This is a genomic window from Paracoccus aminovorans (assembly GCF_900005615.1).
GTDB classification, from domain to species: domain Bacteria; phylum Pseudomonadota; class Alphaproteobacteria; order Rhodobacterales; family Rhodobacteraceae; genus Paracoccus; species Paracoccus aminovorans.
Map to the genome: position 1 here is coordinate 2,714,004 of NZ_LN832559.1, position 21,153 is coordinate 2,735,156.

Here is a 21,153-nt window from a genome sequence, read left to right on the forward strand (position 1 = left end):
AATCATTTGGGATGCGAAAGCGTCTGGTCCAGCAACAGCCGCGCCAGCTGCTGGATCTGCCGGTCCGAGATCGCGGCGCGGTCCGTCACCGTCAATTCCAGCTCCGGCCCCTCGCGGCGGGCGCCGCCCTCATCGACCGTCAGCCGCGCGCGCAGCAGGTCCGGGCGCGGGCTGCGCGCGTGCAGCGTCAGGCGCAGCGCGGTCTGATCCCCGGCGCTCTCGCGGTTCAGGCTGCGCAATTCCTGCCCGACCGCAGCGCACAGGCGCCCCGTCAGCGCATCCTCTGAACCGGGGCAGGTCAGGTCGGCCGGACCGGCCTGGGCCGCTCCGCTCATGGTGCAGGCCGCGAGCAGGATCGCGGGCAGAAGGGCGGGGCGCATGGAGGCATCTCTTGTCCGGGGTCGTCGTCCGTCAGACGAAAATAACCCGCGGGCCGGGGACGCTTCAACGGCGCCGGGGCTGCCCTTTGGGACAGGTCGGCGACGCCCGCGCCGGGAAGATGCGAAGCATTTTCTCTTTCTGGGGCCGGCCGCGAACCGCCGGCGCTTACCGGACGGTAACCTTTTGGCGCTAGACCGGGCCAAAGGGAACCACAAGGCCGGAGCCGAAGATGCAACTGACATTGCTGCCCCAGCAGGACGGGCTGACGATCCGCGTCGACGAAAGGCGCCTGGATGCGGCCATCGCCACCGCCTTCAAGGACCGGGTGCGCAGCATGATCGGCGAAGGCGGGCCGCCGGTGACGCTGGACCTGGGCGGGGTGGATTTCATGGACAGCTCGGGTCTGGGCGCGGTGATCGCGATCTTCAAGGCCATGCCGCCCGACCGCGCGCTGGTGCTGACGCGGCTGACCCCGAATGTCGAGCGGGTGTTCCGGCTGACGCGGATGGACACGGTGCTGAACATCCGCCACGATCCGACGGACGCACCCCGACAGGAAAGCCCGCACGGATGAGCGCCCTATCCCCTCAGGCAGACAAGCGGCTGCGCCAGCTTCCGCCGGGGAAACGGCCGATGTTCCACCGCATCTTCCGCGCCGACCCGGAAACCGTGCGCGCCGCGCTGGTCTTCCTGCGGCAAAGATTCGACGGCAGCGCCGAGGACGAGGTGATCGCCAAGCTGGAACTGGCCTTGGCCGAGGTGCTGAACAATATCTGCGAACACGGCACCATGACCGAGGCGATGCGGCTGGACGGCCAGCCGCACGCGCCGCTGATCCACCTTTGCGTCGCCCGCCATGTCGGCGGCATCGCCTGCGCGGTGACCGACGACGGCCGGCCGCTGCCGCTGTCCTGCCTGGATCCGCGCGACCTGCCCTTCGTCCCGGGCGACGGCACCGGCATCCTGCGGCTGCCCGAAGGCGGTTTCGGCTGGTTCCTGATCCAGGAACTGACGGCCTCGCTGAGCTATTTCCGCGAGGGGCGCCGCAACTTCCTGGCCTTCATCGTGCCGGTGACCGAACCGCTGATGCAATGCCCGCCCGCCGCCCCTCCCGCAGGCGCGGCGTCGTGACCGTCGCCGGATAAGCGGCCGGCAGCCCCTGCCACCGCTAGTTCAGACCGAATTGCAGCGGATAGCGGCCATCCTGGAATTCGCCGAACATCTCGGTGACCTCGGGATGCTCCAGCGGCTCGCCCGACGGGTCGGGCATCAGGTTCTGCTCGGACACATAGGCGACATAGAAGGTGGCCTCGGTCTCGGCATAAAGATGATAGAATGGCTGATTGCGCGAGGGACGCGATTCCTCGGGAATGGATTCATACCATTCCTCGGTGTTCGAGAATTCCGGATCCACGTCGAAGATCACCCCGCGGAACGGATGTTCGCGATGGCGGACCACCTGGCCCAGGCTGTATTTGGCCGACTTGGACGGAATCTGCATCACATCCTTCCCATTTGGCGCGGCTCTTACAGCCAGCCGGCGTCGGAGTCCACCTGCCGGACAAAGATTGCGCCGCCCGCTCCGGCTTTTGCCGCCGGACGCTTGGCCGCCGCGGCGGCGGCCCGGTCCGGGCATCCGGGACGTGCGGATCTCGATCAAGCCGGCTCTCACCAGAGCGCACACCCGCCGTTCGGGCCACGAACGCGATGCGGGTCCGTCCTCCTCCTACCCCGGCGGCTGGTAGCCTTTTTGGCTCAAAGGACATCCTCCACCCTCAGCGCGCGGGCAAGGCTTCCCCCGGCTCCAGCGCCACGGTCGAGATCGACATCTTCGCCGAGCCCTCCTTCACCTGATCGGCATGGGCCAGATAGATCAGCACCTGGTTCTGCTCGTCATAGATCCGCTTCACCCGCAGCGACTTGAAGATAAGCGAGCGCGAGGCGCTGAACACGTCCTCGCCCTTGGGCCCGCGACGGATGTCGCCGATCCTGATCGGCCCCGTGCGCGAGCATTCGATGGCCGAGTTCGACGGATCCTCGAACCAGTTGCCCTGGCTCAGTCGGTCGATCATCGAGCGGTCGAAATAGGCCAGATGACAGGTCACGCCCTGCACCTGCGGATCGGCGATGGCCTCGATGACGATGTCGTTGCCGACCCAGTCCACGCCGACCTTGCCGACCACATCGGCGGCCGCCGGCGCCGCAGCCAGGCCCAAGGCGGCAATCCATTTCAGCATCTTGACCTCCTCAGCGCCCCGGCCGCCCCGCGGGAACGTGCCATCCGCCTTTCCCTGCTGTTGCACCCGAACTAACCCCGCTTGAGACGGCTTTCGATCAGCAGGTCCGCCTCGTCCAGGATCGGATGCGCGACCGAAACGATATGCGCGTTCACCCGCTTCAGGTCCCGCAGGATGTCCAGATGCAGGGACGAGGTCTGCTGGCTGTCCTCGCGTCCTTCGCGCAGCCGCATCAGGTGGCGCTGCGCCGACAGCCGTTCCAGCCGGCGGATCTCGACCTTTTCCTCCATCAGCTGCCGGGCCAGGTCGCGGTCGCGGGTCATGAACACGGTCTGCGCGACGCGCAGGTTCTCGATGGTCATCAGGAACAGCCCGTCCAATTCGCGGTAGCCCTCGTCGGAAAAGCGCAGCGACAGGCCGGCCTTCTTGCGGATCTCGGGCGCCAGACCCTTGTCGATGATGTCGCCGACATGTTCGAGGTTGATGACGTAATCGAGAATGGTGATCGCCTGGCGCCGCTCTTCCTCGCCGGCCTCGCGGCCCAGGCGGGACAGGAAGCCCTTGACCTCCTGCTGCATGCGGTCCACCCGCTCCTCGAGCACGCGGACCTCGGCCAGCGGCGCGTCGTCGCCGCGCACGAAGGCGGTGCGGGCCTGGTGCAGCATCCGCTCGACCACGTCGCCGATGGCAAGCGCCGCGCGGCTGGCCCGGCCCAACGCGACGGCCGGCGTATCCAGTGCCGAACCATCCAGCAGTTGCGCCTCGATCGGCGGCGCCGGCTCGACGGCGGGCATCAGCATCGCGGCCAGCCGGGTCACCAGGGTCGCAAAGGGCCAGATCGCGGCGGCCAGCACCAGGTTGAAGGCCAGATGCGCCTCGACCGCCAGCCCGGTCTGGGGCAGCGGCATGGCGGTCAGCAGCCCAGCCGCCTGGCCGGCCAGAGGCAGCGCCACCAGGCAACCGATGGCGCGCACGATCAGGTTGCCCAACGCCACGCGCCGCGCCGGAACGCCCTGCCCCGCGGTCGCCAGCACCGGCGGGATCGCCCCGCCGAGATTGGCGCCCAGCACCAGCACCACGGTCAGCGCGGGCGCCATGCCCAGCGACAGCACCAGCATCACCACCGCCAGCGACGAGGAACAGACCACCGCCAGCCCGGCGGCGAAGACCAGCGCCACCGGCCAGGCATTGCCCAGCATGGCCAGGAAGGCGGCCATGGCAGCCGAATCGCGCAGCGGCTCGGTCGCCTGCGACAGCAGCGACAGCGACAGCAGCATCAGTGCGATGCCGATCAGCGCCAGCCCCGCCCCCGACCATGTGCGCTGGTCGCGCCGCCGCAGCACATAGCCGACCAGCAGCAGCGCCGGCACCAGCGCCTGGATCCCGGTGGCGACGATCCAGGCGGTCAGCGCCGTTCCCAGGTTGGCGCCCAGCAGCACGATCTGCGCCATCCGCGGCCGGATCATGCCGCGATCCACGAAAGAGGCCGTCATCAGCGCCGTCGCGGTCGAGCTTTGCAGCCCCAGCGTCGCGATCAGCCCCGAGGCGAAGGCGCGCAGCCCGGTCTGGGTCCCCCGGCCCAGCGCCACCTTCAGCTTCATGCCGAAGGCGCGCAGCATGCCGTCGCGCACCAGCCCAAGGCCGAAGAGCAGCAGCGCCACGGCACCGGCAAGCTGAAGGACGACGGAAAGGGACTCCACGGCGACTCACCTCCTGCTCCGCACGGAGGCGGCGCATGAATGTCATGTTACCGTCATATTTGGCCCCGTCCGGCCGCGCGTCAATGAATGCCCTTGATTTTAGTCATTTCACGCCTGCGCGATGGCGGCCCGGCCACAGCCTTGCGGCGGGACGATGGGCTCGCGCCCGTCCTCGGCCAGCAGATGCAGCCCGGTCTCGTCGAAGACGACCACGCTCAGCGGCCCGCCATAGGCCGCCCCGGTGTCGACCGCCAGCCGGTTGCCGAAATGCGTGACCCGGTCGACCACGGTATGGCCATGCACCACCAGCACGCCATGGTCGCCGGCGTGGTCCAGGAAGCCCTTGCGGATCCAGACCAGATCCTGCGCCGTCTGCCGGGCCAGGTCGATGCCGGGGCGAATGCCGGCGTGGACGAACAGCGCCTGCGGGATCAGGTGCCACAGCGGCAGCGCCTCCAGCCAGTCAAGCTGCGCCTGGGGCACGGCGCGCAGCACGGCGGCATGGGTGCGGGCGTGATCGCCGACCTCGACCCCATAAGAAGCCAGCGTCTCGGCCGCGCCCAGCGTCGTGTGGTCCAACCAATGCCGCCCCGAGGTCAGACCCGGATCGATCCAGCCCGGCTGCGCGGCGAAACGCGGCAGAAAGCGGTCGTGGTTGCCCTTCAGCACGATCCAGGGCCGGCCCTCGGCCTGGCCGCGCATCAGGTAATCGACCACACCACGCGAATCCGGTCCGCGGTCCAGCAGGTCGCCGACATGGACCACCTGCGAAGCGCCGCCCCGCGCCGCGTCATCGCGGGCGATCCGCTCATGGGCGCGCAGCAGCAGTTCAAGCCGGCCATGAATGTCGCCGATGGCATAGGTGCGCATGCAGCCTCCGAAATGCGATCCCCCGGGGAAGATGCCCCCCGGGGGGTTGTCGGTTCAGACCTCGAATTGCAGCGGCCGCACCTGCAGGAACTTGCCGGTGGCCCGCAGCGCCTCGACCGTCGCGGGGCGCATCGCCTCGTCCAAGTAAAGGATCGCGATCGCATCGTCGCCGGCATGGGTCCGGCCCAGGGTGAAATTGGCGATGTTCACGCCCAGGTCGCCCAGGGTCATGCCCAGCGCGCCGATCACCCCCGGCACGTCCTTGTTGCGGGTATAAAGCATATGCGCGCCGATCTCGGCATCGACATTGATGCCGCGGATCTGGATGAAGCGCGGCTTGCCGTCGCTGAACACCGTGCCGGCGATCGAGCGCTCGCGCTTCTCGGTCACCATGGTTACCTTGATATAGCCGTCGAAGACGCCCGACTTGGCCTGCGTCGTGGTCTGCAGCTGCACGCCGCGCTCGGCCGCCATCACCGGGGCCGAGACCATGTTCACATCCGGGTTCGTCGCCTTCATCACCCCGGCGATCACCGCGGCATTCAGCGCCTTAAGGTTCATCTCGGCCACGGTGCCGTCATAAAGCACGTTGATCGCCTTGATCGGCTCGTCGGTCATCTGGCCGATGAAGGCACCCAGATGGCCCGCCAGCTTCAGCCACGGCCCCATGGTCGCGGCCTCCTCGGCGGTGACCGAGGGCATGTTCAGCGCGTTCTGCACCGCGCCCGTCAGCAGATAATCCGACATCTGCTCGGCGACCTGCAGGGCCACGTTCTCCTGCGCCTCGGTGGTCGAGGCGCCCAGATGCGGCGTCACCACCACGTTCGGCAGGCCGAACAGCGGGCTTTCGGTCGCCGGCTCGACGGCGAAGACGTCCAGCGCCGCCCCGGCGACATGACCCGACTTCAGCAGTTCGGCCAGCGCCTCCTCGTCGATCAGCCCGCCCCGCGCGGCATTGACGATGCGCACGCCCTTCTTGGTCTTGGCCAGGTTGTCGCGCGACAGAATGTTCCTGGTCTTTTCGGTCAGCGGCACATGCAGGGTGATGAAATCGGCCCTGGCCAGCAACTCGTCCAGCTCGACCTTCTTCACGCCCAGCTCCTTGGCCCGCTCCTCGGACAGGAAGGGGTCATAGGCCAGGACTTTCATCTTCAGCCCCAGCGCCCGGTCGATGACGATCGAGCCGATATTCCCCGCCCCGATGATCCCCAACACCTTGTTGAAGACCTCGACCCCCATGAAGCGGTTCTTCTCCCACTTGCCCTCATGGGTCGAAACGCTGGCCTCGGGCAGCTGCCGCGCCACCGCGAACATCAGCGCGATGGCATGCTCGGCGGTGGTCACCGAGTTCCCGAACGGCGTGTTCATCACGATCACGCCCTTCTTCGACGCGGCCGGAATGTCGACATTGTCGACCCCGATCCCGGCGCGGCCGATCACCTTCAGGTTGGGGGCATGCTCCAGCAGCTTCGCCGTCACCTTGGTGGCCGAACGGATCGCCAGCCCGTCATACTGCCCGATGATCTCGGCCAGCTTCTCCTTGTCCTTGCCGACATCCGGCAGGTAATCCACATCCACGCCGCGATCGCGAAAGATCTGCACGGCGGTCTCCGAAAGCTTGTCCGAAACAAGAACCTTGGGCATCTTCTCTATCCTCTTGGAGATGCGGAAAGCAGGTGCGGGACCGACCTCCCGCCTTCCATGCTTCTTTTGTGTCTCAATATCCCGGGGGTCCGGGGGCAGCGCCCCCGGTCCGGCGGTTCAGGCGTCCACCGCCTGCGCGGCGATCTCGGCCTGGAAGGCATGCTCGATCCAGGGCATCAGCGCCGCCACGTCCGAGGCCTCGACCGTCGCCCCGCACCAGATCCGCAGACCCGGAGGCGCATCGCGATAGGCCCCGGCGTCCAGCGCCACGCCTTCCTTCTCCAGCCGCCTGGCCACGGCCTTGGCGAAGGCGGCGCCGTCCGCGATGCGCGGATCGGTGAATTTCAGGCACACGCTGGTGGTCGAGGCGGTGGCCGGGTCCTCGGCCAGATCGGCGATCCAGTCGCGGCCCTTGATGAAATCGCGCACCGCCCCCGCATTGGCCTCGCAGCGCGCGATCAGCCCCGGCAGGCCGCCGATGGATTGCGCCCATTTCAGCGCCACCAGGTAATCCTCGACACAGAGCATAGACGGCGTGTTGATGGTCTCGCCCTTGAAGATGCCCTCGATCAGCTTGCCGCCCTTGGTCATGCGAAAGATCTTCGGCAGCGGCCAGGCCGGAGTGTAGTTCTCCAGCCGCTCGACGGCGCGCGGCGACAGGATCAGGATGCCATGCGCACCCTCGCCGCCCAGAACCTTCTGCCAGCTGAAGGTCACCACGTCGAGCTTGTCGAAGGGCAGCTCCATCGCGAAGGCGGCCGAGGTCGCATCGCAAATGGTCAGCCCGGCCCGATCCGCGGGAATGGCGTCGCCGTCCGGCACCCGCACGCCCGAGGTGGTGCCGTTCCAGGTGAAGACCACGTCATTGGCGAAATCGACCTGGGCGAAGTCCACGATCCGGCCATAGGGCGCCTTGCGCACCACCGCATCCAGCTTCAGCTGTTTCACCACATCGGTGACCCAGCCCTCGCCGAAGCTTTCCCAGGCCAGCATCTCGACCTTGCGCGCGCCCAAGAGCGACCACAGCGCCATCTCGACCGCGCCGGTGTCCGAGGCCGGCACGATGCCGATGCGGTAATCGGCCGGAACGCCCAGCACCGCCCGGGTCAGGTCAATGGCCTCGGCCAGCTTGGCCTTGCCCACGGCGGCACGATGCGAGCGGCCCAGCGGCGCGTCGGCAAGCATGTCCAGCGAAAATTGGGGAATCTTGGCGCAGGGGCCCGAGGAAAAGCGCGGATTGACCGGCCGCGCGGCCGGAGCAGTGATGCCCATGATATTAGCCTTCCAGCTATAAGCGCCGCGTTGGGGCGGCGTGTCCCACAGACGGGACTACAACCGCGCCCGGATTCCCGCAAGCGAAAATTGCAAGCCACGCTTGCGACAGATCGATGGGACGAATCCGACCGATTGATCCCCCGCGGCGCTTTGGCTAGTGCTGCCGGAAACAACCTCCGAAGGGGTCCTCATGTTCACCGTCTCCGTCCTTGCCGCCCCTAGCCGCGCCGACCTGACCCCGGCGCTGATCGACGACCTGCGCGCGGGCTGGAACGGCGGGCACGCTATCTGGCTGAACCCGCGAATCGCCGCCGAATTCCCGGTCGAGGCACCTCCGGCCGGTTTCTGGGACAGCTGGCAGGCGCTTCAGGCCCAGGGCTTCGACCTGGCGATCCAGCCGACCCGCGGCCGGCGCAAGGCCGTGCTGCTGGCCGACATGGATTCGACCATGATCCAGCAGGAATGCATCGACGAGCTGGCGGATTTCGCCGGCGTCGGCCCCCGCGTTGCCGCCATCACCGCAAGGGCGATGAACGGAGAGCTGAACTTCCACGAATCGCTTCTGGCCCGCGTCGGCCTGCTGGCCGGCCTGCCCGAGACCGCGATCGGCGAGGTCCTGGACCACCGCATCACCCTTGCCCCCGGCGGGCGGCAGCTGGTCGCCACCATGCGGGCGCAAGGCGCCTGGACGGCACTGGTCTCGGGCGGGTTCACGGTGTTTTCGGGTCCGGTCGCGACCGCGCTCGGCTTCGACGAGCATCGCGCCAACACGCTTCTGGCCGACAACGGCATGCTGACCGGCCATGTCGCGCTGCCGGTGCTGGGCCGCGAAGCCAAGGTCGAGGCGCTGCAGCAGATCGCCGCCGCCCGCGCCTTGACCCCGGCCGAGGTGCTGGCGGTGGGCGATGGCGCCAACGACCTCGGCATGCTGCAACTGGCGGGGATGGGGGTGGCGCTGCATGCCAAGCCGGCGGTCGCGGCCCAGGTGGATCTGCGCATCAATCACGGCGACCTGACCGCGCTGCTCTACCTGCAAGGCTATGGCGCCGAAGAGTTCGTCGACTGAACGCACCCGGCGCATCCGTGCATCACCCGTGCCGAAAAGCGGCGGCGGCCGCAGGCGCGAACTTGCGATCATGTCCTTTCGGTGACAGAAGCAGACGATGAATTCGCGCCTCAAAGCCCTGTCCGTGCATCTGCTGACCGCCACCGGCGCGGTGCTGTCGATGCTTGCCCTTCTGGCGGCCGCCAATGCGGAATGGTCCCGGATGTTCCTCTGGCTGGTCGTCGCGCTGATCGTCGACGGCATCGACGGTCCGCTGGCGCGCCGCTATCACGTCAAGAAGAACTGGCCGACCTATGACGGGGTCCTGATGGACCTGATCATCGACTACCTGACCTATGTCTTCATCCCGGCCTATGCGCTGTTCATGTCGGGCCTGCTGCCCGGCTGGACCGGCTGGATCGCGATCATCGCCATCACCTATGGCAGCGTGATCTATTTCGTCGACACCCGCATGAAGACCAAGGACAATTCCTTTGCCGGCTTCCCGGCGTGCTGGAACATGGTGGTGCTGGTGCTCTTCGCGCTCAAGCCGAACTTCTGGGTGATCCTGGTGATCGTGGTGGCGCTGGCCGTGACCATGTTCACCAACGTCAAGTTCATCCATCCGGTGCGGACCCAGCGCTGGCGCGCGATCTCGCTGCCGGTCTGCGCGGCCTGGGTCGGCTTTGCGGTCTGGGCGGCGCTGGACGACTTCCACCCCGAAAGCGTCGCGCGCTGGGGGCTGCTGCTGACCTCGCTCTGGCTGCTCTTCGCCGGCATGGCCCAGCAGCTGACCGAGAAGCGGGCTTGATCGCGCCGGGCTTTGCCCGGAATGTGACCCCCGCAGACCGGGCGGAGGGACGGGAATGTTCGCAAGACTGATGCAGGCGGCCGCGCTGACAGCTGCTATGGCCTTACCGGCCCAGGCCGCGCAGGACGCGATCACGCTGGCCATGGTGCTGGAACCGCCGAACCTCGACCCGACCGGAAACGCCGCCGCCGCCATCGACGAGGTGGTCTACGCGAACCTCTTCGAGGGCCTGACCCGCATCGGCCCCGACGGCAGCGTCAAGCCCGGCCTCGCCGAAAGCTGGGAGACGGCGGACGGCCAGACCTACACCTTCCACCTGCGCCCGGGCGTGCAGTTCCACGACGGCAGCGCCTTCGACGCGCAGGACGTTATCTTCTCGCTCGACCGCGCGCGGGCGCCCGACAGCACCAACGCCCAGAAAGCCCTGTTCGAGGGCATCGAGATGGTCGAGGCGCTGGACCCCCATACCGTCCGCATCACCCTGAAGGCCCCGGACGGCGCCCTGCCCTTCAAGCTGGCCTGGGGCGACGCGGTCATGGTGGACAAGGCGAACGTCAAGGACATCGCCACCCATCCCATCGGCACCGGACCTTTCCAATTAGGCGAATGGAAGCAGGGCGACCACATCACCCTGACCGCCTTCGACGGCTATTGGGGCACGAAGCCGGCGCTGAAGACCGCGACCTTCCGCTTCATCGGCGACCCGACGGCGGCCTTTGCGGCGATGATGGCGGGCGACGTGGACGCATTCCCGATCTATCCCGCGCCGGAAACGCTGGCGCAGCTACAGGCCGATCCACGCTTCAAGGTGCTGGTCGGCACCACCGAGGGCGAGACCATCCTCGCCATGAACCACAAGACCGCGGCGCTCGCCGACAAGCGCGTGCGCAAGGCCATCGCCCATGCCATCAACCGCCAGGAACTGATCGACGGCGCCATGTTCGGCTATGGCACCCCCATCGGCACGCATTTCGCGCCGCACAACCCCGATTACCTCGACCTGAAAGCGCAATCGCCATACGACCCCGAGTTGTCGAAGAAACTCCTGGCCGAGGCCGGCGTGGAAAACCTGACCCTGCGCCTCGCGCTGCCGCCCACGCCCTATGCCCGACGCGGCGGCGAGATCCTGGCGGCCGAGCTGCGCGCCGTCGACATCCAGACCACGACCACCAACATGGAATGGGCGCAATGGCTGGAACAGGTGTTCAAGAATGCCGACTACGACCTGACGGTCATCAGCCATGTCGAGCCGATGGACATCGGCATCTACGGCCGCGCAGGCTATTACTTCAACTACGCCAATCCCGGTTTCAACGCGGTGATGACGAAACTCGACGCCGCCACCGACCCGGCGGAACGCACCACCCTGCTGAACCAGGCGCAGAGGATCATCGCCGAGGACTACGCCAACGCCTACCTGTTCCAACTGGCGAAGACCGGCGTCGCCAAGGCCGAGATCGAGGGACTGTGGGAAAACGCCCCGATGCCCGCCAACGACCTCACGGCGGTGCATTGGCGGGATTAGCACCCCGCGCTTCTTTGCTCTCCAAATACCCGACGGCAACGGCGCCACCGGCGCCCGCGCTTCAGTTCTTCAGCACCAGGCAGCGCCCGCCGACGCCGCGCAACCGGTTGCAGAAGGCATAGGCCTCGGTCTTCGACGAATAGCCGATCTGCGCCGTATAGACCTTCCGCGGCCCGCCCGAGATCTTGCGGCGCACATAGCTGACCCGCTTGCCGCCCAGGATCGGCCGCAGCTGCCGGTTCAGCCGCGAGACCTGGGCGCTGACGCCGGACTGGCTGGGATGGGTGGCGACGATCACGCCCCAGGGCCAGGGATGCTCGGGCGTGTTGAACTCGCGCAGCTTGCGCTTGCCGGCCAGGTCGATGCAGGCCTCGCGAAAGCTGCGCTGCTTGTCCAGCCGGATGTCCAGCACCTTGGGCGGGCTTTCGCGCCAGCTGGCGGCCGTCAGGCCGGTGATGGCCTGGACATAGTCCTGCGTCTCCCAGGGCAGGCTGCCGCCCTGGGCGATGAAGCGGGCGGCACGGTTCTCGCCGCCGTTATAGGCGACGGCGGCCATGCCGACGCTGCCGAAACCGTCGGTCAGCTTGCGCAGGTAACGGGCGCTGGCCTCGATGGCCTTGGCCGGGTTGAAGGGATCGTCCAGCCCGACCATCTCGGCCGTGCCGGGCATGAACTGGGCGATGCCCATGGCGCCCACCGGGCTGATGGCGCCGGGCTCGAACAGGCTTTCCTTCCACAAGAGCCGGGCAAAGAAATGCGGGTCGAGCCCGTGCCGCCCCGCCGCCCGCTCGATGACCGAGCAGACATCCGGCACATAGCGCGCGACCGAGATGCAATAGGCTCCGTCGTCGGTGCAGCGCAGCTGGCTCGAATCGCGCGGCGCCGGCAGGCCGTGAATCGCATCCACCGCCTCATAGGCCGGCAGGGGTCCGGCGGGAAAAGCGGCGAAGACGGCGGCGGCAAGGACCGGAAGCAGACGGCGCATCTGGGACTCGAAGGAAAGGGCTGGCGTTCGGATAGCAGGCAGGGCGCGGTTTGGGAACCGCGCCCTGCAACCTCACTTGGCGTCCCGGACCTGCGCGCCCTTGCCCTTGGCGCCGCCCTTGCCGGCGGCGGGCTTGCCCGCAGCCTTCGCGGCGGCGCGGGCGGCTTGGTTCGCCGCCTTGCGCTCGGCCTTTTCCAGCTCCTTCACGCGCTGCTTCTCGGCCTTTTCGGCCTCCTTGACGCGCTTGCGCTCGGCCTTGTCGGCCCCGGCGCCCGCAGCGGCGCGCGGCCGCGCCGGCGCCGCGGCGGGGGCCGCGGCCGGTGCCGTTCCCTCGGCCTCGGCCTTGCGGCGGCGTTTCTCGGCGGCGGCGCGCTGCAGGGCCTTGGCCAGCGTCTTGCGCATGCGCTCGTCGGCGGCGCCTTCCTTCATCGCGCGCAGGTCGCGCTGCAACGCCTTCAGTGCCGGCAATTCCAGCAGGCGCAACGCGGCGGCCTGGGTCTGCGCGACGATGGCGTCCAGATCCGGCGACGCGGCCTTGCTGTGATCGGGATCGGTCATGGTATTCTCCTGATAGGCGCCTTTGCGCGCGGAAAATGCCACGCCGTGGCGGCGCTTGCCAGCGCAAACGCCCCGGCCTTTGCGGACCGGGGCGCATGGCGGTTCAGGATCGCGGCAGGGGCCTATTGCGCGGCCGAAGCCTCGGCGGTCTGCATCTCACCGCCCGCAGGCGCGAGATAGCCGTTCGGCTGTTCGACCAGCGGCCCTTCCAGCGCCAGGCTTTCGGCGCGAGTGCGCACCTTGACCTGGGTGCCGCTGGGGATCTCGTTGAACAGATCCATGATGTCCTGGTTGAACAGGCGGATGCAGCCGGCCGAGGTGGCCTTGCCGATCGAGGACGGGTCCATGGTGCCGTGGATGCGATACATGGTGTCGCGGCCGCCCTTGTAGAGATACAGCGCGCGCGAGCCCAGCGGGTTGTCCACCCCGCCGCGCAGCCCGCCCTTCAGCGGGCCGTAGAGCTCGGGCTGGGTGCGGACCATGTTCGCGGTGGGCGTCCAGCTGGGCCAGGCGTGCTTGCGGCCGACTGTGGCATTGCCCTGGAAGTTCTTGCCGGCCTGGCCCACGGCCACGCCGTAGCGCATCGCCTGGCCATCGCCCTGGACATGGTAGAGGAAGCGGGCATAGGGATCGACGACGATGGTGCCGGCGGCCTCGGGGCCGTTGTAGGGCACCAGCTGGCGGCGGTTGCGGTCGGTCAGATAGGCGGGGCGGACGGCGTGGATCTCGATCGGCTCGCCGTTGGGGCCGGAATCGGTGCGGGCGCCATAGACGCCCTGGTCGGCCGCAGGCGGCGCGGACGGGGTCTGGGGCGTGGGCGCGCAGGCGGCAAGGCCCAGGCCCAGTGCCAGCATCAGCGGTGCGAGGCGCATCGGTGTATTTCCCTTCGTAACGTGCCGCATCCCCGGGGGGCGCGGCCGTGGCAGCGGTGACATTTCGTCGCGATCAAGCCTGGGCCGAGCAGAGGCCGGGGCGCGATTCGTATCGTCATATCAGCCTTCCCGGGCGCTGCGGCGTCAAGTGGCGCTCCCCGAAACGCGTGCAATCGTTACCGAACTGTTGCCGATTCGCTCTCGCCGCCGGGCTGGGCGCAGGGTCGCGGAACCCCCGGCGCGCCATCGGCGTTTTTCCGCCAGACGGTCTTGCGCCGCAACGGACGGCAAGCCGGAAACCTGCAAAGGAAGCCCGCCATGACTTTGACTGCCCTGCTCGTCACCCTCATCATCGGCGCGATCGCCGGCTGGTTGGCCGGGCTGATCGTGAAAGGCCACGGCCAGGGCCTGCTGATGAACATCGTCGTCGGCATCGTCGGCGCGGTGATCGCCGGCTGGCTGTTCCCGATGCTGGGCATCGGGATGAGCGTATCGGCCCCCATCGTCGGCACGATCATCTTCGCCACCATCGGCGCGGTGATCCTGCTGGTCATCCTGCGATTGATCAAACAGGCCTGATGACCCAAAAGGGGCCCGGCGACGGGCCCCTTTTTCATGCGGCGAGGTCAGGCGTTCGCCGGCTGCAGCACGCCCGTCGCGGCGGGTTTGCGGCCTTTCAGATAGCGGGCATAGCCCAAATCCTCGGACTGGATGTCCGGACGGCGGCCGGAGATCACGTCGGCCAGCACCCGGCTCGAACCCGCGGACATGGTCCAGCCCAGCGTGCCGTGGCCGGTGTTCAGGAACAGGTTCGGGATCGGCGTCGCGCCGACGATGGGCGTGCCGTCGGGCGTCATCGGCCGCAGCCCAGTCCAGAACTGCGCCTTGTCGGGATCGCCCGCGCCGACGAACATCTCGGACACCGATTTCGCCAGCGTGGCGCGGCGGCGCGGGTTCAGGCTCAGGTCGTAGCCGGCGATCTCGGCCAGGCCGCCGACGCGGATGCGGTCGCCCAGACGGGTGATCGCGACCTTGTAGGTCTCGTCCATCACGGTCGAGACCGGGGCGCGGCTCTCGTCCTGGATGTCGATGGTCAGCGAATAGCCCTTGAGCGGATAGATCGGCAGCTTGATCCCCAGGTGCCGCACCAGCAGCGGCGAATGCGGGCCCAGCGCCAGCACATAGCGGTCGGCCACCATGCGGCCCTGGTCGGTGCGCACGGCGCTAATGCGGCCGGCCTCGGCCTCCAGCGCCTCGATGCCGACGCCCCAGCGGAAGGTCACGCCGGCCGCCGCGGCCATCTCGGCCAGGCGGTTGGTGAACTTGAAGCAGTCGCCGGTCTCGTCGCCCGGCAGGCGCAGCCCGCCGACGATGCGGTCGGCGGCGCCGGCCAGACCCGGCTCGGCCGCGATGCAGCCGGCGCGGTCCAGCACCTCGAAGGGCACGCCGTCGGCCTTGAGCACCTCGATGTCCTTGCCGGCGCCGTCCAGCTGCTCTTGCTTGCGGAACACCTGCAGCGTGCCCTGGGTGCGCTCGTCGTAGTGGATGCCGGTCTCGGCCCGCAGCGCGCCCAGGCAGTCGCGGCTGTATTCGGCGACGCGGACCATGCGGCTTTTGTTGACGGCATAGGCGGCCGAGGTGCAGTTGCCCAGCATCCGCGCCATCCACGAGAGGCGCTGCCAGTCCAGCCGCGGCTGGATCACCAGCGGCGCGTGGCGCTGGAACATCCATTTCAGCGCCTTCAGCGGAATGCCGGGCGCCGCCCACGGCGAGGAATAGCCGGGCGAGATCTCGCCCGCGTTGGCAAAGCTCGTCTCCAGCGCCGGGCCGGTCTGGCGGTCGATGACCGTGACCTCATGCCCCGCCTTGGCCAGATACCAGGCCGAGGTGACACCCAGAACGCCGGCCCCCAGAACGATGACTTTCATGTTCGCGCACCCTGTCGAAGAAGATTTCCGCAAAGATAGCAGCAGCGCCAGAAATGAAATCCCGAAGTTGCCGCGAAATGGCGCGGTTTCCGCAATGATATAAGCAAATTTGCCAATTTTCACGCAATTTCTTCGACATATTATGGAAACGGCACAAGATACGGCGGTCCTTCACAGAATCGGCGGCGGCGATTGCGGCCCGGGCGAGGGCTGCCTAAGGTTGGCGCCAAGCGAACAGGTTACCCCCGATGCCAGCGACTGCCCGCAAGAACCCCTTTGCCCCGTTCCGGCACCATGACTTCCGCCTGCTGTGGTCGGCGACGCTGATCTCGAACTTCGGCGCGCTGGTGCAGGCGGTGGGTGCCGCCTGGATGATGACGCAGCTGACCAACTCGGCCACGCTGATCGCGCTGGTGCAGGCCTCGAACACGCTGCCGATCATGCTGTTCGCGCTGCTGTCGGGCGCGCTGGCCGACATCCTGGAACGGCGCACGCTGCTTCTGGGGGCGCAGGTGTTCATGGCGGTGGTGTCGGTCCTGCTGGCGGTGCTGACCTGGCAGGGTTGGATGACGCCGCTGCTGCTCTTGTCGCTGACCTTCCTGATCGGGGTCGGCCAGGCGATCTACAACCCGCCCTGGCAGGCCAGCATGCAGGACCTGGTCCCGCGCGAGGACCTGCCGGCGGCGGTGTCGCTGAACTCGGTCGGCTTCAACCTGATGCGCAGCGTCGGACCGGCGGTGGGCGGCATCATCACCGCGGCCTTCGGCGCCGCAGCCGCCTTCGCGGTGAACGCGGTCAGCTATATCCCGCTGCTGGGCGCCCTGGCGCGCTGGCATCCGGTTACGCCGCCGCGCACCACCACGCCCGAGCCCTTCGTCGCCGCCGTCGGCGCCGGGCTGCGCTATGTCGCGCTGTCGCCGAACCTGGTCCGGGTGATGTCGCGGGGCGCGCTTTTCGGCTTTTCCGCCATCGTCATCATGGCGCTGCTGCCGCTGGTGGCCAAGCAGAACCCCTCGGGTGGCTCGCTGCTGTTCGGGCTCTTGCTCGGCTGCTTCGGGCTGGGGGCAATCGGCGGCGCGCTGATCAACCCGATGGTGCGCGAGCGGCTGAACAACGAAAACGTCGTGCGCCTGGCCTTCGCGGCCTTTGCCGGCGCGGCGCTGCTGCTGGGGCTGACCGAACAGACCTGGGTCCACGCGCTGGCCATGCTGCCCGCCGGCGCCAGCTGGGTGCTGGCGCTGTCGCTCTTCAACGTCACCGTGCAGCTGTCGACGCCGCGCTGGGTGGTGGCGCGCGGGCTGGCGCTCTACCAGACGGCGGTCTTCGGCGGCATGGCGGCGGGCAGCTGGATCTGGGGCTCGGTCGCGAACAATTACAGCGTGAACACCGCGCTGGTCGCCGCCTCGGTGCCGCTGATGCTGGGCGCCATCGCCGGCTACTGGCTGCGCATCCCGGAATTCGGCACGCTGGATCTGGACCCGGTGAACCGCTTTCGCGAGCCCGAGCTGGCGCTGGACCTGCGCGGCCGTTCCGGCCCGATCATGGTGATGATCGACTATGAGATCGACCAGGTCGACGTGCCCGAGTTCCTGCGCCTGATGGCCCTGCGCCGCAATATCCGCCGCCGCGACGGTGCGCGCGGCTGGGCGCTGCTGCGCGATCTGGAACACCCCGAGCGCTGGACCGAAAGCTATCACATCGCCACCTGGGACGAATATGTGCGCCACAACCTGCGCCGCACCAAGGCCGATTTCGAGACCTACCAGGACCTGAACCGCCTGCATCGCGGCGCCGAGCCGCCGCAGGTGCACCGCATGATCGAGCGCCACAGCGTCAGCCTGGACGACGACGTGCCGCTGATCGGCAAGATCGAGGTTCCTTGAACCTTATAGCCACCTTTACCGCCGCCGGTCCCCGGATTAGCGTTTTGCCATGCTGCGCTATGTGACCAGACGCCTGATCTCGCTCGGCCTGAGCCTGCTCGTGGCCTCGGCGCTGATCTTTGCGGTGGTGGAACTGGTGCCGGGCGACCCGGCCAGCTTCATGCTGGGCACCGGCGCGCAGCCCGAAACCGTTGCCGCGCTGCGTGAACAGCTGGGACTGGACCTGCCCTTGCCGCTGCGCTACCTGCACTGGCTCGGCGGCGTCGCGACCGGAGACCTTGGCCACAGCTTCACCTACAAGACACCGGTGGCGGGGATGATCCTCGACCGGCTGCAGGTCTCGCTGCCCCTGGCGCTGCTGGCGCTGGTGCTGGCGGCGGCGGTGGCGCTGCCCATCGGCATGTTCGCCGCCGCGCGCCGGGGCCGGCCGGCCGAGACGGCGGTGATGGGCGCGACCCAGATCGGCATCGCCCTGCCGAATTTCTGGTTCGCCATGCTCTTGGTGCTGGTCTTTGCGGTGAACCTGCGCCTGCTGCCCGCCGGCGGCTTTCCGGGCTGGAGCCACCCCGGCGCGGCGCTGAAAGCGCTGATCCTGCCCGCCGTCGCGCTGGCGCTGCCGCAGGCCGCGATCCTGGCGCGGGTGCTGCGCTCGGCCCTGGTCGAGACCCTGGGCCAGGACTATATCCGCACCGCCCGCGCCAAGGGGCTGACCGCCGGGCAGGCGCTGACCCGCCACGCGCTGCGCAATGCGCTGATCCCGGTGCTGACCGTTCTCGGCATGCAATTCTCGTTCCTGCTGGCCGGGGCCATCATCATCGAGAACGTGTTCTACCTGCCGGGCCTGGGCCGGCTGATCTTTCAGGCCATCACCCAGCGCGACCTGATCGTGGTGCAGGGCGCGGTGCTGGTGCTGGTCGCTGCCGTGATCCTGGTCACCTTCCTCGTGGACCTCAGCTATGCGCTGGTCGACCCGAGGCTGCGCCGATGAGATGGTCGCTGGCCTTCGGCGGCGTCCTCGCCGGGCTGGCGCTGGTCGCGGCGCTGCTGTCCTTCGTCTGGACGCCGGGCGACGTGACCCAGATCGCCATCGCGCAGAAGCTGCAGCCGCCCTCGGCCGCGCATTGGCTGGGCACCGACCATTTCGGCCGCGACATGCTGGCGATGATCATGGTCGGCGCGCGGACCTCGATCGCGGTGGCGCTGGTCGCCGTCGGCATCGGCATGGGCTTCGGCGTGCCCTTGGGCCTGCTCGCGGCCGCGCGCGCGGGCAGCTGGCTGGACGAGGCGGTGATGCGCGGCAACGACCTGGTCTTCGCCTTTCCCAGCCTGGTCATCGCCATCCTGATCACCGCGGCGCTGGGACCTTCGGCGGTGAACGCGATCATCGCCATCGGCATCTTCAATATCCCGGTCTTTGCCCGAGTGACGCGCGGCGCCGCGCTGCCGACCTGGACGCTGGACTATATCCGCGCGGCCGAAGTCGCCGGCAAGGACGCGGCCCGGATCAGCATCCAGCACGTCCTGCCGAACATCGCCAACCTGCTGATCGTGCAGGCCACCATCCAGTTCAGCCTGGGCATCCTGGCCGAGGCCGGGCTCAGCTATGTCGGCCTTGGCGCGCAGCCGCCGACGCCCAGCTGGGGCCGAATGCTGGCCGAGGCGCAGACCATGATCTCGCTGGCGCCGCATGTCGCCGTCGTCCCGGGCCTGGCCATCGTGCTGACGGTGCTGGGGCTGAACCTGCTGGGCGATGGCTTGCGCGACGCGCTGGACCCCAGGCTGCGCAGGTCGCCATGATCGAGACGGCCAATCTCTCGGTCGACATCGGCCACGACCCGATCCTGCGCGGCGTCGATCTGCGCCTGCCGCCCGGCCGGATCACCGCGCTGATGGGCGAATCCGGCTCGGGCAAATCCGTCACCGCCCTGGCGATCATGGGGCTGCTGCCGCCGGGCATGCGGGCCGAGGGCCGGGTGGACCTGGACGGCCGCAACCTGCTGGACCTGCCGGAATACGCGCTGTGCCGCCTGCGCGGCAACCGGCTGGGCATGATCTTCCAGGAACCGATGACGGCGCTGAACCCGCTGATGACCATCGGCGAACAGGTGGCCGAGGTGCTGCGCCTTCACCAGTCCCTGCCCCGCGACCAGGCGCTGGAACGCGCCCGCGGCCGGCTGGACCGGGTCGGGCTGCAGGCGCCGCGCTTTCCGCTGACGCTGTATCCGCATGAGCTCTCCGGGGGCCAGCGCCAGCGCGTCGCCATCGCCATCGCCATTGCCCAGCGCCCCGACCTGCTGATCGCCGACGAGCCGACGACGGCACTGGACGTGACCACGCAGGCGCGGATCCTGGACCTGCTCAAGGGGCTGGTGCGGGACGAGGGCATGGCGCTTTTGCTGATCACCCACGACCTGGCCGTGGTCGCCGGCATCGCCGACCGGGTGGCGGTCATGCAGCAGGGCCGGATCGTCGAGGAAGGCCCGACCGAAACCGTATTCCGCCGGCCGGACCATGCCCATACCCGCGCGCTGCTGGCCGCCGCGACCCGGCAGCCGCGGCTGGTGCTGGCCTCGGGCCAGCCGCGGCCGCTGCTGGAGGTGCGCGAGGCGGTGCGCGAATACCCGCTGCCGCGCGTGGGGTGGCGGGCGCCGCCGGGACGGTTCCGGGCGGTGGACGGGGTCAGCTTCCGCATCGACGCCGGGGAATCGGTCGGGCTGGTCGGCGAATCCGGCTGCGGGAAATCGACGCTGACCCGGGCCATCCTGGGCCTCGACCCGCTGCAGCAGGGCCGCATCCTGCTCGACGGGCAACAGGTGCGGGCCGGTCGCGCCATGCCCCGGGCCCTGCGCGCGCAGATGCAGGCGGTGTTCCAGGACCCGTTCGGCAGCTTCGATCCGCGCTGGAAGGTCGAGCGGCTGGTGGCCGAGCCCTTCCACCTGACCGGACGGCCCGCCGATTGGCGCGAGCAGGTGGCCGAGGCGCTCTACGAGGTCGGCATCCGCGGCGATGCCATGCGCCGGCGCATCCACGAGCTCTCGGGCGGCCAGCGCCAGCGCGTCGCCATCGCCCGGGCGCTGATCATCCGCCCGCGCCTGATCGTGCTGGACGAGGCGGTCAGCGCCCTGGACGTGCAGGTGCGCGGGCAGGTTCTGGACCTGCTGGCGCGGCTGCGAGTCAGCCACGGCCTGGCCTATCTGTTCATCAGCCACGACCTGTCGGTGGTGCGCCAGATCACCGACCGGGTGCTGATCATGCAGCACGGCCGGATCGTCGAGGCCGGCCCCACGCACCAGCTGCTGGAGGCGCCGCAGCATCCCCATACCCGGGCGCTGCTGGCGGCGACGCCGCGCATCCCGGCGGCCTGGGCTCACATTCCCGCCAGCCCCCTTGCGCTGCCGCCGCCCGGACCATAACTGCCGCGGGCCGGACGAAAGCGAGG

The 21,153-nt window shown here is 68.6% G+C and carries 21 protein-coding genes; 10 read left to right on the top strand and 11 right to left on the bottom strand.

The window, feature by feature from the left end; genetic code table 11:
* Positions 1-2 precede the first annotated feature (2 nt).
* The gene (locus tag JCM7685_RS13435) at positions 3-380 is read right to left on the bottom strand and encodes a hypothetical protein (protein WP_074966112.1); all 378 of its coding nucleotides are present in this window, start codon (positions 378-380) and stop codon (positions 3-5) included.
* 230 nt (positions 381-610) lie between these two features.
* Between JCM7685_RS13435 and JCM7685_RS13440 the strand changes: the two genes are divergently transcribed.
* Both JCM7685_RS13440 and JCM7685_RS13445 read left to right on the top strand, forming a co-directional pair.
* Entirely contained in the window at positions 611-955 is a 345-nt protein-coding gene (locus JCM7685_RS13440; RefSeq protein WP_074966111.1) for an STAS domain-containing protein, read from the top strand.
* A 59-nt stretch (positions 956-1,014) separates the two neighbouring features.
* Positions 1,015-1,512 (top strand): ATP-binding protein, encoded by a 498-nt coding sequence (locus JCM7685_RS13445; RefSeq protein ID WP_231964643.1) that lies wholly within the window; start codon positions 1,015-1,017, stop codon positions 1,510-1,512.
* Between the two features lie 37 nt (positions 1,513-1,549).
* On the opposite strand, the gene hspQ is transcribed toward JCM7685_RS13445, so the two are convergent.
* The 6 genes from hspQ to JCM7685_RS13475 all read right to left on the bottom strand — a co-directional run bounded on the left by hspQ (position 1,550) and on the right by JCM7685_RS13475 (position 8,104).
* On the bottom strand, positions 1,550-1,882 hold the full coding sequence (hspQ, locus tag JCM7685_RS13450) for a heat shock protein HspQ (protein WP_074966109.1): 333 nt from the start codon (positions 1,880-1,882) through the stop codon (positions 1,550-1,552).
* Positions 1,883-2,156: 274 nt separating this feature from the next.
* On the bottom strand, positions 2,157-2,618 hold the full coding sequence (locus JCM7685_RS13455; RefSeq protein ID WP_100526089.1) for a CreA family protein: 462 nt from the start codon (positions 2,616-2,618) through the stop codon (positions 2,157-2,159).
* Between the two features lie 71 nt (positions 2,619-2,689).
* Positions 2,690-4,318 carry a Na/Pi cotransporter family protein gene (locus JCM7685_RS13460; protein ID WP_074966108.1) on the bottom strand — a complete coding sequence of 543 codons (1,629 nt, stop codon included), beginning with the start codon at positions 4,316-4,318 and terminating at the stop codon, positions 2,690-2,692.
* A gap of 108 nt (positions 4,319-4,426) precedes the next feature.
* Positions 4,427-5,188 carry a metallophosphoesterase family protein gene (locus JCM7685_RS13465; RefSeq protein WP_074966107.1) on the bottom strand — a complete coding sequence of 254 codons (762 nt, stop codon included), beginning with the start codon at positions 5,186-5,188 and terminating at the stop codon, positions 4,427-4,429.
* Between the two features lie 54 nt (positions 5,189-5,242).
* Positions 5,243-6,832 (bottom strand): phosphoglycerate dehydrogenase, encoded by a 1,590-nt coding sequence (gene serA, locus JCM7685_RS13470; RefSeq protein ID WP_074966106.1) that lies wholly within the window; start codon positions 6,830-6,832, stop codon positions 5,243-5,245.
* Between the two features lie 117 nt (positions 6,833-6,949).
* Positions 6,950-8,104, bottom strand: coding sequence for a phosphoserine transaminase (locus tag JCM7685_RS13475; protein ID WP_074966105.1), 1,155 nt, complete (start codon positions 8,102-8,104; stop codon positions 6,950-6,952).
* Positions 8,105-8,297: 193 nt separating this feature from the next.
* Between JCM7685_RS13475 and serB the strand changes: the two genes are divergently transcribed.
* From serB to JCM7685_RS13490, 3 genes are all read left to right on the top strand, one after another.
* On the top strand, positions 8,298-9,173 hold the full coding sequence (serB, locus tag JCM7685_RS13480; RefSeq protein ID WP_074966104.1) for a phosphoserine phosphatase SerB: 876 nt from the start codon (positions 8,298-8,300) through the stop codon (positions 9,171-9,173).
* A gap of 97 nt (positions 9,174-9,270) precedes the next feature.
* On the top strand, positions 9,271-9,963 hold the full coding sequence (locus JCM7685_RS13485) for a CDP-alcohol phosphatidyltransferase family protein (RefSeq protein ID WP_074966103.1): 693 nt from the start codon (positions 9,271-9,273) through the stop codon (positions 9,961-9,963).
* Positions 9,964-10,018: 55 nt separating this feature from the next.
* Positions 10,019-11,488 carry an ABC transporter substrate-binding protein gene (locus tag JCM7685_RS13490; RefSeq protein ID WP_074966102.1) on the top strand — a complete coding sequence of 490 codons (1,470 nt, stop codon included), beginning with the start codon at positions 10,019-10,021 and terminating at the stop codon, positions 11,486-11,488.
* 61 nt (positions 11,489-11,549) lie between these two features.
* Here JCM7685_RS13490 and JCM7685_RS13495 read toward each other — a convergent pair whose 3' ends face one another.
* The 3 genes from JCM7685_RS13495 to JCM7685_RS13505 form a co-directional block, all read right to left on the bottom strand.
* Positions 11,550-12,473, bottom strand: coding sequence for a lytic transglycosylase domain-containing protein (locus tag JCM7685_RS13495; RefSeq protein ID WP_074966101.1), 924 nt, complete (start codon positions 12,471-12,473; stop codon positions 11,550-11,552).
* A gap of 72 nt (positions 12,474-12,545) precedes the next feature.
* On the bottom strand, positions 12,546-13,031 hold the full coding sequence (locus JCM7685_RS13500; protein WP_139218060.1) for a hypothetical protein: 486 nt from the start codon (positions 13,029-13,031) through the stop codon (positions 12,546-12,548).
* A gap of 122 nt (positions 13,032-13,153) precedes the next feature.
* On the bottom strand, positions 13,154-13,903 hold the full coding sequence (locus JCM7685_RS13505; protein ID WP_074966099.1) for a L,D-transpeptidase: 750 nt from the start codon (positions 13,901-13,903) through the stop codon (positions 13,154-13,156).
* A 318-nt stretch (positions 13,904-14,221) separates the two neighbouring features.
* On the opposite strand from JCM7685_RS13505, the gene JCM7685_RS13510 reads away from it, so the two are divergent.
* Complete coding sequence (locus tag JCM7685_RS13510; RefSeq protein ID WP_074966098.1) at positions 14,222-14,482, top strand: GlsB/YeaQ/YmgE family stress response membrane protein; 261 nt, start codon at positions 14,222-14,224, stop codon at positions 14,480-14,482.
* A 47-nt stretch (positions 14,483-14,529) separates the two neighbouring features.
* Here the strand turns inward: JCM7685_RS13510 and JCM7685_RS13515 are convergent, their stop codons facing one another.
* Positions 14,530-15,831 carry a D-amino acid dehydrogenase gene (locus JCM7685_RS13515; protein WP_074966097.1) on the bottom strand — a complete coding sequence of 434 codons (1,302 nt, stop codon included), beginning with the start codon at positions 15,829-15,831 and terminating at the stop codon, positions 14,530-14,532.
* A 248-nt stretch (positions 15,832-16,079) separates the two neighbouring features.
* On the opposite strand from JCM7685_RS13515, the gene JCM7685_RS13520 reads away from it, so the two are divergent.
* Genes JCM7685_RS13520 through JCM7685_RS13535 form a run of 4 tightly spaced genes read left to right on the top strand, consistent with a single transcriptional unit; the run spans position 16,080 to position 21,127 of the window.
* Entirely contained in the window at positions 16,080-17,714 is a 1,635-nt protein-coding gene (locus JCM7685_RS13520; RefSeq protein WP_074966096.1) for an MFS transporter, read from the top strand.
* 49 nt (positions 17,715-17,763) lie between these two features.
* Positions 17,764-18,702, top strand: a complete 939-nt coding sequence (locus tag JCM7685_RS13525; RefSeq protein WP_074966095.1) for an ABC transporter permease — start codon at positions 17,764-17,766, stop codon at positions 18,700-18,702.
* A complete protein-coding gene (locus tag JCM7685_RS13530) occupies positions 18,699-19,511 on the top strand; it encodes an ABC transporter permease (RefSeq protein WP_074966094.1) in 813 nt (270 codons plus the stop codon). Before JCM7685_RS13525 ends, JCM7685_RS13530 begins: the two co-directional genes overlap by 4 nt.
* Positions 19,508-21,127, top strand: a complete 1,620-nt coding sequence (locus JCM7685_RS13535) for an ABC transporter ATP-binding protein (protein ID WP_074966093.1) — start codon at positions 19,508-19,510, stop codon at positions 21,125-21,127. The genes JCM7685_RS13530 and JCM7685_RS13535 overlap by 4 nt, the downstream gene beginning before the upstream one ends.
* The last annotated feature ends 26 nt before the right edge of the window (positions 21,128-21,153 follow it).